This is a genomic window from Dermabacter sp. HFH0086, from assembly GCF_000413375.1.
Taxonomy (GTDB): Bacteria; Actinomycetota; Actinomycetes; order Actinomycetales; family Dermabacteraceae; genus Dermabacter; species Dermabacter hominis.
Window position 1 is genome coordinate 1,588,299 of sequence record NZ_KE340308.1, and the last position, 12,823, is coordinate 1,601,121.

Annotated in this window: 13 protein-coding genes; 8 read left to right on the plus strand and 5 right to left on the minus strand. The window is 63.0% G+C overall.

The genetic code is table 11. The annotated features are described in order from the left end of the window. The first annotated feature begins 8 nt into the window (after positions 1-8). From HMPREF1484_RS06970 to HMPREF1484_RS06995, 6 genes are all read left to right on the plus strand, one after another. Entirely contained in the window at positions 9-569 is a 561-nt protein-coding gene (locus HMPREF1484_RS06970; protein ID WP_084813940.1) for a PH domain-containing protein, read from the plus strand. After that, positions 566-2,188, plus strand: coding sequence for a PH domain-containing protein (locus tag HMPREF1484_RS06975; protein ID WP_016664332.1), 1,623 nt, complete (start codon positions 566-568; stop codon positions 2,186-2,188). The genes HMPREF1484_RS06970 and HMPREF1484_RS06975 overlap by 4 nt, the downstream gene beginning before the upstream one ends. After that, positions 2,185-3,078, plus strand: a complete 894-nt coding sequence (locus HMPREF1484_RS06980) for a Rossmann-like and DUF2520 domain-containing protein (protein ID WP_255348414.1) — start codon at positions 2,185-2,187, stop codon at positions 3,076-3,078. Before HMPREF1484_RS06975 ends, HMPREF1484_RS06980 begins: the two co-directional genes overlap by 4 nt. Further along, a complete protein-coding gene (gene panC / locus HMPREF1484_RS06985) occupies positions 3,075-3,953 on the plus strand; it encodes a pantoate--beta-alanine ligase (RefSeq protein ID WP_016664334.1) in 879 nt (292 codons plus the stop codon). Before HMPREF1484_RS06980 ends, panC begins: the two co-directional genes overlap by 4 nt. Next, complete coding sequence (locus tag HMPREF1484_RS06990) at positions 3,940-4,167, plus strand: hypothetical protein (protein ID WP_016664335.1); 228 nt, start codon at positions 3,940-3,942, stop codon at positions 4,165-4,167. Before panC ends, HMPREF1484_RS06990 begins: the two co-directional genes overlap by 14 nt. A 136-nt stretch (positions 4,168-4,303) precedes the next feature. After that, positions 4,304-4,630 (plus strand): Lsr2 family protein, encoded by a 327-nt coding sequence (locus tag HMPREF1484_RS06995; protein ID WP_016664336.1) that lies wholly within the window; start codon positions 4,304-4,306, stop codon positions 4,628-4,630. Between the two features lie 72 nt (positions 4,631-4,702). On the opposite strand, the gene HMPREF1484_RS07000 is transcribed toward HMPREF1484_RS06995, so the two are convergent. Both HMPREF1484_RS07000 and mqo read right to left on the minus strand, forming a co-directional pair. Beyond that, the gene (locus HMPREF1484_RS07000; protein WP_016664337.1) at positions 4,703-5,617 is read right to left on the minus strand and encodes an aldose 1-epimerase family protein; all 915 of its coding nucleotides are present in this window, start codon (positions 5,615-5,617) and stop codon (positions 4,703-4,705) included. 10 nt (positions 5,618-5,627) lie between these two features. After that, on the minus strand, positions 5,628-7,118 hold the full coding sequence (gene mqo, locus HMPREF1484_RS07005) for a malate dehydrogenase (quinone) (protein WP_016664338.1): 1,491 nt from the start codon (positions 7,116-7,118) through the stop codon (positions 5,628-5,630). Positions 7,119-7,326: 208 nt separating this feature from the next. Between mqo and HMPREF1484_RS07010 the strand changes: the two genes are divergently transcribed. Further along, the gene (locus HMPREF1484_RS07010) at positions 7,327-9,837 is read left to right on the plus strand and encodes an ATP-dependent Clp protease ATP-binding subunit (protein ID WP_016664339.1); all 2,511 of its coding nucleotides are present in this window, start codon (positions 7,327-7,329) and stop codon (positions 9,835-9,837) included. A gap of 22 nt (positions 9,838-9,859) precedes the next feature. After that, positions 9,860-10,483: a DedA family protein gene (locus HMPREF1484_RS07015; RefSeq protein ID WP_016664340.1), complete on the plus strand. Its 624-nt coding sequence runs from the start codon at positions 9,860-9,862 to the stop codon at positions 10,481-10,483. A gap of 14 nt (positions 10,484-10,497) precedes the next feature. Here the strand turns inward: HMPREF1484_RS07015 and HMPREF1484_RS07020 are convergent, their stop codons facing one another. The 3 genes from HMPREF1484_RS07020 to HMPREF1484_RS07030 all read right to left on the minus strand — a co-directional run bounded on the left by HMPREF1484_RS07020 (position 10,498) and on the right by HMPREF1484_RS07030 (position 12,771). Then, the gene (locus HMPREF1484_RS07020) at positions 10,498-11,400 is read right to left on the minus strand and encodes an A/G-specific adenine glycosylase (RefSeq protein ID WP_016664341.1); all 903 of its coding nucleotides are present in this window, start codon (positions 11,398-11,400) and stop codon (positions 10,498-10,500) included. Between the two features lie 224 nt (positions 11,401-11,624). After that, on the minus strand, positions 11,625-12,023 hold the full coding sequence (mscL, locus tag HMPREF1484_RS07025; protein ID WP_016664342.1) for a large conductance mechanosensitive channel protein MscL: 399 nt from the start codon (positions 12,021-12,023) through the stop codon (positions 11,625-11,627). A 70-nt stretch (positions 12,024-12,093) separates the two neighbouring features. After that, positions 12,094-12,771, minus strand: coding sequence for an SAF domain-containing protein (locus HMPREF1484_RS07030; RefSeq protein ID WP_016664343.1), 678 nt, complete (start codon positions 12,769-12,771; stop codon positions 12,094-12,096). Positions 12,772-12,823 lie beyond the last annotated feature (52 nt).

Here is a 12,823-nt window from a genome sequence, read left to right on the forward strand (position 1 = left end):
AGATTCTCATGAGTAACTCAGTAGTCCCGATGCCGACCCTCGAGGCGGCCGACATCGAGCGCAGGATGCTCGACGAGCCCTTTTCCGCGACCGATCCGCGTACGGCGCGCGTGTCGCCGAAGCTCGTGAAGGCGCGCTTTCTCGGCAACCTCGCGTGGTGGACGATATTTCTTCTCGCGTGCATCGCGCTTCACGTTGTCACGGCCGTATTTTCGTGGCCGTGGTGGGTCCACCTGTGCGCGATTCCCGTCTATGTCCTCGTTGCACAATCGATTCTTTTCACTCCTCGGCGTGCCCGCGCACTTGGTTATCTCACGCGTGAGAACGACATTGTGTTCCGCCAAGGAATTCTTTTTCGCTACGTGACAATCGTTCCCTACGGGCGCATTCAGAACATTAACATCAACGAGGGCCCGATCGAGCGCGCGTTTGGGCTTTCGACGATTTCGCTCGACACCGCAGGGGGTTCGCTCTCCGACGTTTCGATCCCGGGGCTAGAACGCACAGAGGCCGAGCGGATACGCGATCTCGTGACCCGCGAAGCCCACGAAAAGATGGCGGCGCTATGACCGAGCAATCCGGGACACTCGAAACCGAACCGCACGAGTCGGCTTATTCGAGATTCCACCCTCTCACGCCGCTCGTCATGGGCTGGAAATTCGTCACGGCGATCGTGGCGATCGTCGGTTTTCAAAACTACGAGGTCATCGAAGACCTCGTGAAACACGGGGTCGTGAGCACCGATAATTTTCTGTTCATCGGGCTCGGCGCCCTTGGCATCATCCTCGTGGCGATTGTTACCGGCGCGCTCCCGTGGTGGATCACGACGTATGCGGTGACGGAACACGGCGTTTTCGTGCGTGAAAAATTCTTGAGCACGAAACGCAGAATTGCCCCGCGTGAGCGCATCGACTCGGTATCTGTTGAACGGCCTTTCATGGCGCGGCTTGTGGGGCTCTCCAAGGTGCGCATCGAGCTTGCAGGCGCGGGCGAGTCCCACGTGGACCTTCAGTACCTTGGCAGGGCGAAGGCCGAAGAAATTCACTCGACGATACTCGAGCTCGCCCGCGGGGATGTGCCGCCTCATGGGCGTGTGGCGGCGAACCCCGCACCCGGTGAGACCGCGCCTGAGGCTTCCGAAAACGCGGTGCCAGGCGAAGTGGACGAAGGCGCACCGAGCATCGTAGAACGCGCCGAGTCTATTGCCTATGACTCGGATTCCGACGGCGAACTGCTGGCGCGGATCCCCACCTCGCGGATCCTGCACTCGCTCGTGCTTGACGTTGGACTCATGATCGGCATGGTCTTCACGATCATCATGACGGCCATCTGGCTCGTCACATCATTCGCGAGTGGCGAGTTCACATTTTCGGCAGCGTCGCTCTTTGCGCTTGTTCCCGCTCTTCTGGCGGGCCCGCGCATGATTTTCTCGCGTCTGGAATCTAGCTGGGGCTTCACGTCTCGTGCGACCTCGACGGGGCTACGCGCGCGCAGCGGTCTTCTTAATTCGAGAAGCGACAACCTTACGGCCTCGAAGCTTCAATTGGTCGAGCTCACGCAACCGGTCTTGTGGCGCTCTCACGGGTGGTTCGATGTTTCGGTGACGACCGCCGGTATGGATGACCTGGAATCAGATACGGATGCCTCGGGAAGGATCCTTCCCGTAGGAACGGTCGAGGATCTGCAGGTCACCCTCGGGCACCTCATGCCCCCGACCGGTGATCTCGTTGCGCATCCAGCGATGCACGACGGTGCGCGCGGTGCAAGCCCCGCAGTTCTTGGCGCAACCGACACCGCTCTCGTGCAAGGGTACATGTCGGCGCCTCAAGCCGAACTTCCGGGGACGCGACCGTTCCACTGGACGAGCCCCGTCTCGCGCCGCACCGACGTGTACGCTCTTAGTCGCCACGCACTTTTCGCTCGCACAGGGTGGCTGAAGCGCGCGCTCACGATCATTCCGCGCGACCGCATCCAGGGCGTTGAGCTTTCGCGAGGTCCGATCGCGCGCCGCATCGGCAAGGCTGATCTCCAGGTCGAATACGCGGGCGGGACTTTCTATCTGAGCGACATCCCTGTTGCTGACGCCGCTGCGCTGTGCGCGAGCCTCGGTAACGATGCGGGCACCTTGCGCCGGTTCGCTGAGCGCGGGACCTGGCTTGAGCCGAAACTTCTTGGCGGTTCAGTGTGAGCAGCACGGAACCAGCTCGCATGGGCGTGGGCATCATTTCCGCGGGGCGCGTGGGAGCGGTGCTCGGCAACGCGCTTCGTGCGGCGGGGCACCAAGTCACGGGCGTGGTGGGAAGGTCCGACGCTTCCCGGGAGCGCGCCGAGGTTCTCCTTCCCGGTGCGCCCCTCCTGGAGCCCGAAGAGGTTGTCGAGCGCAGTGAGCTCGTCATTCTCGCGATTCCCGACGACGAGCTTGCGTCCTTGGCGGCGAGCCTCGCACAGCGCGGGGTTGTTCCGGGGGCGCAGATCATCGCGCATACCTCCGGCCGCTACGGGATTGACGTGCTTCGGCCGCTCGAGGAGGCGGGGGCGATCACGCTCGCGCTCCATCCGGCGATGACGTTCACGGGAACCTCGCTTGATCTTGGCAGGCTCGTGGGCTGCCCGTGGGCGATTACGGCCCGGCCGATGTTCGCGCCAATTGCGAAAGCGCTTGTGCTTGAACTTGACGGCATAAGCGTCGATATAGCGGAGGGGGACCGCGCGGCCTACCACGCGGCACTCGCGCACGGCTCGAATCACCTCGTCGTGCTCGTGAGTCAGGTGCTTGCGATCCTCGATTCGATCGGCGTCGAAGACCCTTCCCAGCTCGTGAGCCCCCTTCTCCAGGCGAGTCTCGAGGAGGTGCTTCGTCGTGGGCCGGGAGCGCTCACGGGGCCGGTACGGCGCGGTGATGCGGGAACCGTCGGAAACCACCTCGCAGCACTTACTGAGCTGGACCTTGGCTCCACCCTGCCCACGTACCGGGCGCTTGCACGTGCTGCGCTCGACATCGCGCCGATCGGCGATGCGGATAAAGCGGCATTAGAATTGCTTCTTGCACGCGATAGCGAGACGAGGCAGGAGACATGACCACGCTCATCCGCACAGTTAAGGAACTGCAGGCATACCGGGCTGGCATCAAGGGCAAGGGGAGCGTCGCGCTCGTACCTACGATGGGGGCGCTCCACGAGGGACACCTCAGTCTCATTCGCGAGGCACGCTCGCGTGCCGACCACGTGATCGTGTCGAACTTCGTGAACCCTCTTCAGTTCGGCCCCGGCGAGGACTATGAGCGCTATCCGCGTACGCTCGAGGCAGACCTCGAACTCGTCGGCACGCTCGCCGATGCGATGTTTGCCCCCGAGGCTAGCGACATGTACCCGTACCCGGAACCGTTCCAGGTTGATGTGGGGCCGATTGGGCGCATACTCGAGGGCGAGATTCGCCCCGGCCACTTTAGTGGCGTGGCGACCGTCGTACTCAAGCTTTTCCTTCTTGCCCAGCCGCATGTCGCGGTCTTTGGCCAAAAGGACGCGCAGCAGCTCGCGGTTATTCGTCGGCTCGTCCACGACTTTAATCTGGGCATCGAAATTGTGGGGGTGCCGATCGTGCGTGAGGAATCGGGTCTCGCACGCAGCTCGCGCAATAGCTATTTGAGTGAAAGCGGGCGGGCGGATGCCCTCGCGCTTTCGGGTCTCCTTTCTCAGGCGCTTGAGTGCCCGACGGCGGCTGAGCTTCTCGCGCTTCTTCGCACGCATGAGGAATCTTCGCGAGTGACGTGGGATTACCGGCTCGCGGTCAACCCTGCGACTTTCGAGGAGATTGACCAGGCTTTCGTAGGAGAGGCGCTCGTCGTGCTCGCCGCGAGAGTCGAGGGTGTACGTCTGATCGACAATGCGCTCGTGAATCTTGCCCCTGCCGAGGCACAGCAAACATCGAAGGAGGCGCACAGTGGGAAATATTGATTGGGCATTCGAGCTTGGAGCGCTCGTGCCATCGATCGGGATTGGGCTCCTTTTCTGGCTCATTCTGCGCTCGATTGTGCGCGCCGATAAGCATCAGCGTGAGGCGGAAAAGCAAGCCGAGCGCGAGTACATTGCCGCTCATCCCGAGGCGGCGCGCTTTGTAAGAACGGGGCAAACCAGCAACGCGCAAAACGTAAAGACGCCACGACGTTGAAATAAAATCGCGCTTTCTAATCGCACTAAAGTGGTTGCCACTATTGTTGTGAGCGATTATCCTGCTTTTAACCGTTGACGCGCTTCGCCGCTGAATCGGTCGACCAATGTTCTAAAACTTCAAGAGGATGGCCTCGATGGCAACCAAGACTTTCACCGAACTCGTCGATGATCTTGACGGCTCGAAGGCGGATCTCACCGTCTCATTCTCCCTCGAAGGTGTCGACTACGAGATCGACCTCTCGAACGCTCACGTCGAGGAACTTCACGCAGACATGACCAAGTGGATCGTCGCCGCCCGCCGCGTGGGTGGTCGCGCACGTCGCAGCTCGCGCACGCCTAGCAGCGCGAAGGAAACCGCGAAGATCCGCAAGTGGGCGCTCGAGAACAACTACAACGTTTCGGATCGCGGCCGCATCGCCGCTGAGGTTCGCGAGGCTTACTACGCCGCTCACGAAGGCTGAGCGTTTCCGTAGCTAAAAAGCGCCGCGCCGGGAATTACTCCGGGCGGCGCTTTTTCTCTGCCTTGGGTACCGCTAATCGAGTACGGTGCCGCCGATGGTCCACGATGCGGTGTGCGAGACCCCGGGGGCGAGGTGCACGAGATTCGTGCCGGAGCGGAAAGCATCGGGTGGGCACGTCATAGGTTCGACGGCGAGGCCGGCACGATTCTTGCTCGGGTCAGGGTGGTCGGCCGTGTGGATTTGCGCCCAGGGGAGTTCCTTCGGATCGAACTGGACCCACACTTCGCCGCTCGCGCTGCGCACGCTAATGCGTCCTTCAGAAAATCCCGTGTAGGCGTGATCGATGGTGCGCTCGCCGATTGGGGAGCCATCGAGGTCGAGGTCGGGGTGGTTCTCGACGGGAGAAAGGGCGACGGGAAGGAGGCGGTCGTCGACTTCGAGAACGTGGGAGGCTGGGACGAGCGTGCTCCATTCGGCCATGTCTTCGGGTCCCGGCACAACATAGGGATGCGGGCACACGCCGTACGGGGCGGTGCGCTCACCGAGATTGGTTGCCGTCACTGCAGTCGCGATTGAGCGGTCGTGAAGCGTGTAGCGCACACGAATCTCGAGCGGGAAGGGATACCCGAGCACGGGGACGATACGGTGCGCGAATTCGACCGAGTTTTCCGTGCGGTTTTCTACTGAGAAATCGCTCCAGCAAACGAGCCCGTGAAGCGCATTTCGCCTTTCGTGTTCGTTGAGCGGAAGTTCGTATTCAAGTCCGTCATACGTATAGACGCCGTCGCCGATGCGGTTTGGCCACGGCGCGATGATTCCGCCGCGATAGCCGAATTGCACCTCGTCGAGGGGGCTCGGCACGAGAAACTCGCGGCCGCCAATGCTGAAGCGATTGAGGGCGGCGCCCACGCTCGCGAGCTCTGCGCGTGCGTCACCGTTTGTCAGGGTAATAATCGTGCCCCTGAAAGGGGAATTGGTGAAGCTCATGAGTGTCCTTTCATCGAGGTGGTTGCGTAAGGCCAAGAATGCGGCTTGTGCGATCGAGATTGTCACGCGGGCTCTCGCCCTCGGGGAACATCGCCCTTAGCCGCGGTGCCCACGCGCTGCTGTGCTCGGGAAAAGCGCGTGTAAGCAGGCCAAGCATGATGGAGGTAGCGGTCGAGGCACCGGGGGAGGCGCCAAGAAGTCCGCTCAAGGTGCCATCGGCCGACGTGATGAGCTCGGTGCCGAATTGCAGCGTTCCACGCGTGCGCGATTTGGGCGCGATCACCTGCACGCGCTGACCCGCGGTGAGCAGCTCCCAATCCTGAGCTTCGGCGAGCGGCAAGTATTCCCGCAGAGCTGAAAGACGATCCTCGAAGCTCTGCGTGAGTTGGCTCGTCAGGTACGCCAAGAGGTCAAGGTTTCCTGGGGCCACAGATGCCATGGGAAGAGCGTTCGAGGGACGAACGGAACGGAATAGATCCGTGACGGATCCAGACTTGAGGAACTTGGGACTCCAGCCGGCGTAGGGGCCGAACATAAGCTCGCGAGTCCCATTGATGATGCGCGTATCAAGATGGGGAACGCTCATCGGGGGCGCTCCGACGGCCGCCTTCCCATACACCTTCGCCTCGTGTCGCGCAGCGAGCTCGGGATTCGTGCACCGCAGCCACTGCCCCGAGATGGGAAAGCCGCCGTAGCCGCGAATCTCATCGATACCGGAGCGTTGGAGGAGGGGGAGCGCCGCGCCACCCGCGCCCACGAAGACGAATGGGGCTCGAACGCCGTGCGTGCCGCTGCTCGTGCGGGCCATGACGCCCCACTCGCGCCCCATGCGCCGCAGATCCACGACATCTGCGTCGTAATGAACGCGGGTGTGAACGCTTTCGGCTGCGGCGAGGAGGGAACGGGTGAGCTCACCAAAGTCGACGTCGGTCCCTGCAAGGGAGCGGGTCGCCGTGAGAGTTTCGCGCGCGGATCGGCCCTCCATGACGAGCGGAGCCCACTCGGCGAGCGTAGCTGGGTTTTCGGTGTAGTCGAGCGAGGCAAAGAGCGGATGCGCGGCAAGGGCTTCGTGCCGCGCCTTGAGAAACCGTCGATTCTCGTGCCCGAGGACGAGGCTCATGTGGGGGACGGTTCGGATGAACTCGTGCGGAGCTTCGAGGTAGCCGGCGTCGACGAGATGAGCCCACCACGACCTCGAGAGCTGAAATTTCTCGTTGATCGCGACCGCTTTTTCAATCGCGATACGGCCGTGCGCATCCACGGGCGTGTAGTTGAGCTCGCACAGTGCGCTGTGGCCCGTGCCCGCGTTGTTCCACGCGTGCGAGGACTCGAGCGCTGCCCCGTCAAGTCGTTCGAGCACGACAATCGTCCACGACGGTTCAAGTTCGCTCAGGAGCATTGCGAGCGTCGCCGAGGCGATGCCCGCGCCGACGAGCACCGCATCGGCGCGCTCGACGGTGAGGGGCGCCTGATCGCGCGAAACAGTCGCGAAGTGGCTCATAAGTGGCGTTGCTCCTTCGATGGTAAGGCGGGCACCGTACGTGCGGCTCGCCGGCCGCGTCTCAGCTGTGAATGCGGCACCGGCGATGACTCGTCATTCAATCCTAGGCGCTTGTGCGCGGGCGTTTCACGCCGCTGGCGAACAACCGCCCCTCGAAAGTAGGCAGGAAGTAGGCTCGTAGGCAACGCCGAAACACCAAGGGAGATTCATGTTCGAGAGGTTTACCGATCGCGCCCGCCGAGTCATTGTGCTCGCGCAGGATGAGGCGCGTCTTCTCAACCACAACTACATCGGCACCGAGCACATCCTCCTGGGCCTCATCCACGAGGGTGAAGGCGTGGGAGCCAAGGCCCTCGAATCACTCGGAATCACACTCGAGGGCGTGCGCGAACAGGTGCGTGAAATCATCACTGAGGGCACCCAGGCCCCCACGGGGCACATCCCGTTCACGCCCCGCGCTAAGAAGGTCCTCGAGCTGAGCCTTCGCGAGGCGCTTCAGCTCGGCCACGGCTACATCGGCACCGAGCACATCCTCCTCGGCCTTCTGCGCGAGGGCGATGGCGTGGCTGTCAAGGTCCTCACGCGCATGGGCGCCCAGCCCGCTGCCGTGCGCCAGGAGGTCATCGAGCGCCTCTCCGGCTACCAGGGCAAGGAAACCGTGAACGCCGGTGGCGGCAACCAAGAGGGGACACCGTCGGGCTCCCTCGTGCTCGACCAGTTCGGGCGCAACCTCACGCAGGCGGCTCGCGACCAGGAACTCGATCCCGTCATCGGCCGCGAGCGCGAAGCCGAACGCGTCATGCAGGTGCTCAGCCGCCGCACGAAGAACAACCCCGTTCTGATCGGCGAACCGGGCGTCGGCAAGAGCGCCGTCGTCGAGGGGCTTGCCCAATCGATCGTCGCGGGTGACGTCCCCGAAACACTCAAGGACAAGCAGCTGTACACGCTGGACCTTGGCTCGCTCGTGGCGGGCTCGCGCTACCGCGGCGACTTCGAGGAACGCCTGAAGAAGGTGCTCAAGGAAATTAAGACTCGCGGTGACATCGTGCTGTTCATCGACGAGATCCACACGCTCGTGGGTGCCGGTGCAGCAGAGGGCGCAATCGACGCGGCGAACATCCTCAAGCCGATGCTCGCGCGCGGCGAGTTGCAGACCATCGGTGCCACGACGCTCGAGGAATACCGCAAGCACATCGAGAAGGATGCAGCGCTCGAACGCCGCTTCCAGCCGATCCAGGTCGAGGAGCCGAGCGTCGAGGAGACCATCGACATCCTTCGCGGGTTGCGCGATCGCTACGAGTCCTTCCACAAGGTCACGATTACGGATGACGCCCTCGAAGCGGCGGCGCAGCTCGCTGCCCGCTACGTGAACGATCGCTTCCTTCCGGATAAGGCGATCGACCTGATCGACGAGGCTGGTGCGCGCCTGCGCATCCGCCGTCTCTCGGCGCCGCCCGAGCTCAAGGAATACGACCAGAAGATCGAAGAGGCCAAGCGGGCGAAGGAATCCGCGATCGATGCGCAGGACTTCGAGAAGGCCGCGAGCCTCCGTGATGACGAGCAGAAGCTCACGGCCGAGCGCAAGGCCAAGGAAGACGCGTGGCGCAACGGCGAATCCGATTCGATCAGCGTCGTGAACGATGACGTGATCGCCGAGGTGCTCGCTGCTGCGACTGGCATCCCGATCGTCAAGCTCAACGAGGCCGAATCCACGCGCCTGCTCAATATGGAAAACGAGCTGCACAAGCGCGTCGTTGGCCAGAACGAAGCGATCAAGGCGCTGTCGCAATCGATTCGTAGGACCCGCGCGGGCCTCAAGGATCCGAAGCGCCCTGGCGGATCGTTCATCTTCGCCGGTCCCACCGGCGTTGGCAAGACCGAGCTCGCGAAGGCTCTCGCCGAGTTCCTCTTCGGCGATGAGGACGCTCTCATCACCCTTGATATGTCGGAGTTCGGCGAGAAGCACACGGCTTCGCGCCTGTTCGGTTCGCCTCCCGGCTACGTCGGCTACGACGAGGGCGGTCAGCTCACCGAAAAGGTGCGCCGCAAGCCGTTCTCGGTCGTGCTCTTCGACGAGATTGAGAAGGCGCACGTTGACATCTTCAACTCGCTCCTGCAGATCCTCGAGGACGGCCGCCTCACCGATTCGCAGGGCCGCGTCGTGGACTTCAAGAACACGGTCATCATCATGACGACCAACCTCGGCACGCGCGACATTGCGAAGGGCGTTTCGATTGGCTTCCAGGCCGGCGGCGACCTCTCGACGAGCTACGAGCGCATGAAGGCGAAGGTCAACGAGGAGCTCAAGCAGCACTTCCGCCCCGAGTTCCTCAACCGCGTCGACGACATCGTGGTGTTCCCGCAGCTGTCTCGCGAGGAGATTGCGCAGATCGTCGACCTTATGGTGGGACGCCTCGATACGCGCCTCGCGGAGCGCGGTATGTCGGTGACGTTGACGCCGCAGGCACGCACGCTTCTCGCAGAAAAGGGCTACGACCCAGTTCTCGGCGCCCGTCCTCTTCGCCGCGCCATTCAGCGCGACATCGAGGATGCGCTCAGCGAAAAGATCTTGTTCGGCCAGGTGAAGGACGGCGACGAGATCGTCATCGACGCCGAAGGCGAGGGTCCGCTCGGGATCTTCACCTTCGCAACGAAGAACGCCGAGGGTGAGCTTGAGCCGATTTCCGAGGACATTTCTGTTGAGGACATCGCTGGCTAGCCTTCGTGCGTGAGTCCTAGACATGCACGTCGTTGAAGAGATTGTCGTCCACGCGGGAGAAGCGTGGTGGGTCCACCTCGTGGTCGCCGCCTTCTCCCTCGTGGACGCTTTCTTTCCCACGGTTCCCAGCGAATCGTTGCTCGTCGCGCTCGGATCCCTGTGGGCGACCTCCGGTAAGCCGTCGCTTATTCTGCTCATCCTGGCGGGCTGGGCAGGGGCCGCGGTCGGCGACCACGTGACCTACCAGATTGGCCGTATGCTTCCGTGGCAGAAGCTTTCGTTCTTTAACGAGGGCCGTCGCGGGCATCGAGCGGTCGAGGCCGCGGAGCGTGGCCTCGAGCGGCACGCCTTCACCTATCTCATGACGGCGAGGTTCATTCCCCTTGGGCGCACGGCGGTGAACCTCGTCGCCGGTGGTCTTGAGTATCCGCGTGCTCTTTTTACGCCGCGCATTATTCTCGCGACCTTCATGTGGGCCGTCTATTCAAGCCTTATCGGGGCACTTGCCGGCCAGTGGTTCGAGGCGCATCCGCTGCTTGGAATCGTCGCGGCGCTCGTATTGGCGTTCGCCTTCTCGCTTCTCGTTGAGCGCATCGTCCGAAGGTTTCACGCATTGAAGGCGAAGCAGGCGTCGGAACGGGCCTGACCCGCGCGCAACCGCTAGTTCCGCGGTGAGAATCGCGCAGGCGAACCGAGAGCGATTTTTCCCTCCGGCGTGCGCGAAATGAACCCTTCGTCAAGGAGGTCGGCCAGAAGCCGTGCGAAGCGGTCTCGGTCCGTCCCGCTTTCACCCTCGAGAGTTCCGACGGTGGCCTCACCACCCTCGCGTAGGGTCTTGAGGATTTTTCCGCGGATCTGTCGATCTGTTCCTTCATACCCTTGCGGGCGTGTCGTGCGCTCGCCGAGACCGGGGCGCCCAGCATCAAGCCACGCGCAGTGAGGCGCAAGTGGGCATGCCTCGCAAAGGGGCGTGCGGGCACGGCACACGAGCGCACCGAGCTCCATGATGCCCTCATTCCAAATGCGCGCGCGCTCGGGGTCGTCCGGAACCAGCGCGTCGAAGCGATCGCGGTCGCGCTTCGTCACGTGTGCTTTAACCGAGGGTTTGGCGTCGAGCACTCGCGTCAGTACGCGCCTGATGTTGGTATCGAGCACGCACGCGCGCTGCCCCTGCGCGAAACATGCCACTGCCGCGGCGGTATAGGAGCCGATTCCCGGTAGCGCAGTGAGCGCGTCCACGCCAACCGGGAGTTCTCCGCCGTAGTCCCGCTCGACGATGCGCGCGCAATCGAGAAGCCTAAGAGCGCGCCGGGGGTAGCCGAGAGATCCCCACGCGAGCAGGACTTCGGCAGCGTCGGCATGGGCGAGCGCGTGCGCGGTTGGCCAACGCTTCATCCACGCGCGCCAGGGCTCTGCAACGCGGGACACGGGGGTTTGTTGGCTCATGATTTCGCTGACGAGAACGCCCCATGGGCTCGTGTGCGAATCACGCCAGGGTAGGGGCCGACGGTGGGTCGCAAACCACGTGGCGACTGGCTCGTAGAGGTCGGGGTATGAAGGCATAGCGCTCCATGCTACCGAGGTTCGGCAGGCGCTCGCGAGGACTGCCTATGGGGGCGCGCCGTTGAGGGGATGCAGGTGGGCGCGGTTGCTCTTAAGGTCCGAGATTGGGCATTGCTGTAGTAAGAAACAACCGATCATGAGAAAGCCCCGGCGGCGCAGGCGAACCTCACGGTTTCGCCTGCGCCGCCGGGGCGTGAGATCAACTCGCACATGCGAGTTAAGGCTTACTTGGTGTTCTGCGCCTTGAGAAGGTCGCGGATGTCGGTGAGAAGGTCGATGTCGGTGAGTTCCGTGACCTCCTCCGTGATGCCGCGGCGCTTCTTGTCGAGTTCACGCGCCTTGTTGACGGGCAGCACGAAGACGAAGTACACGACTGCCGCGGTGATGAGGAAGGAGATGACCGCGGAGATAATTGCGCCAAAGTCGAGGGTGGTCGCCTTGTTGTCCGCGATGATGCGGTAGGCGAAGCCATCAACGTTTGCGCCACCGAAAACGGCGACGACGGGCTGAATGAGGTGATCGACGAAAGCCTTGATGAGGGCGGTGAATGCACCGCCGATGACAACGCCGACCGCGAGGTCGAGAACGTTGCCCTTCATGATGAATTCCTTGAATCCGTTCACGGCCGTTCCTTTCGATAAGGGTATTCGGAGCAGATCCGGCGATAGCCGGCTTAAGTCTTCGAAAGACAAACTAGCGGACAACGGCGACAAACGGGGGAGTAGCGGATGTGCAATGCGCAATAGTTGAAATGTGCGCACGATCGATTTCGACCGTGGCCGTGGGGGAGCCGGAGGCCGCGAACATCGTCCCAGAGCTATCCGCGGAGCCATGAGATTCGCGCAAAACGGCGCGGACCTCGCTGAGAGTAGCGGGACGGTCTGCATCTATCGACGACGAGAGGCGTTCGCACACGAGCCTCAGCTGAGTTCCCGCCTCGGCCCCCTCAATGACACTTCCTGGCGCGATCGGGATCGACACGAGAGCGTGCTCGGGGTCGAGTGAGGGAGCGGCCTCGCGTAGATTCTCGCGAAGAACCAGGTCGCCTTGGTTGATGGCGCCTGCCGTGCTTTCGCCTACAAGCTCGTGTGGTTGCCGTGACGCACCGGCGGGGATGAGATCGGGCCTCACCATCACCGTCGTGAGGTCGCTGTCGTCGAGAGTCTCACCAGCGGCGATCGCGTGGGCAGCGACAACGACCGGGGTCCCCGGAAGCACGTGCGCAGCGAGTGGCGGGGCGCTGAGACTCACGAATCCGGCGATGGCGACGAGGGCCAGCAGCGCCCTGTTCTTCCGTATTGCGCGCCTCACGTGTGGGGCCGCGGTGGCGAGCGCGCGCCGAGCCCGCTCGAGCGATGAATGTTCTCCCATGTGCCCCACGCTAAAGCCGGATCTCGGCGCGTGGGGCGCCTAGAGCCGAGGT

Bases quoted from the DNA above. Each gene is read 5' to 3' on its own strand.
- HMPREF1484_RS06970 (WP_084813940.1), top strand. From the start codon at position 9: ATGAGTAACTCAGTAGTCCCGATGCCGACCCTCGAGGCGGCCGACATC.
- HMPREF1484_RS06975 (WP_016664332.1), top strand. From the start codon at position 566: ATGACCGAGCAATCCGGGACACTCGAAACCGAACCGCACGAGTCGGCT.
- panC (WP_016664334.1), top strand. From the start codon at position 3,075: ATGACCACGCTCATCCGCACAGTTAAGGAACTGCAGGCATACCGGGCT.
- HMPREF1484_RS06995 (WP_016664336.1), top strand. From the start codon at position 4,304: ATGGCAACCAAGACTTTCACCGAACTCGTCGATGATCTTGACGGCTCG.
- HMPREF1484_RS07000 (WP_016664337.1), bottom strand. From the start codon at position 5,617: ATGAGCTTCACCAATTCCCCTTTCAGGGGCACGATTATTACCCTGACA.
- mqo (WP_016664338.1), bottom strand. From the start codon at position 7,118: ATGAGCCACTTCGCGACTGTTTCGCGCGATCAGGCGCCCCTCACCGTC.
- HMPREF1484_RS07010 (WP_016664339.1), top strand. From the start codon at position 7,327: ATGTTCGAGAGGTTTACCGATCGCGCCCGCCGAGTCATTGTGCTCGCG.
- HMPREF1484_RS07015 (WP_016664340.1), top strand. From the start codon at position 9,860: ATGCACGTCGTTGAAGAGATTGTCGTCCACGCGGGAGAAGCGTGGTGG.
- HMPREF1484_RS07020 (WP_016664341.1), bottom strand. From the start codon at position 11,400: ATGCCTTCATACCCCGACCTCTACGAGCCAGTCGCCACGTGGTTTGCG.
- HMPREF1484_RS07030 (WP_016664343.1), bottom strand. From the start codon at position 12,771: ATGGGAGAACATTCATCGCTCGAGCGGGCTCGGCGCGCGCTCGCCACC.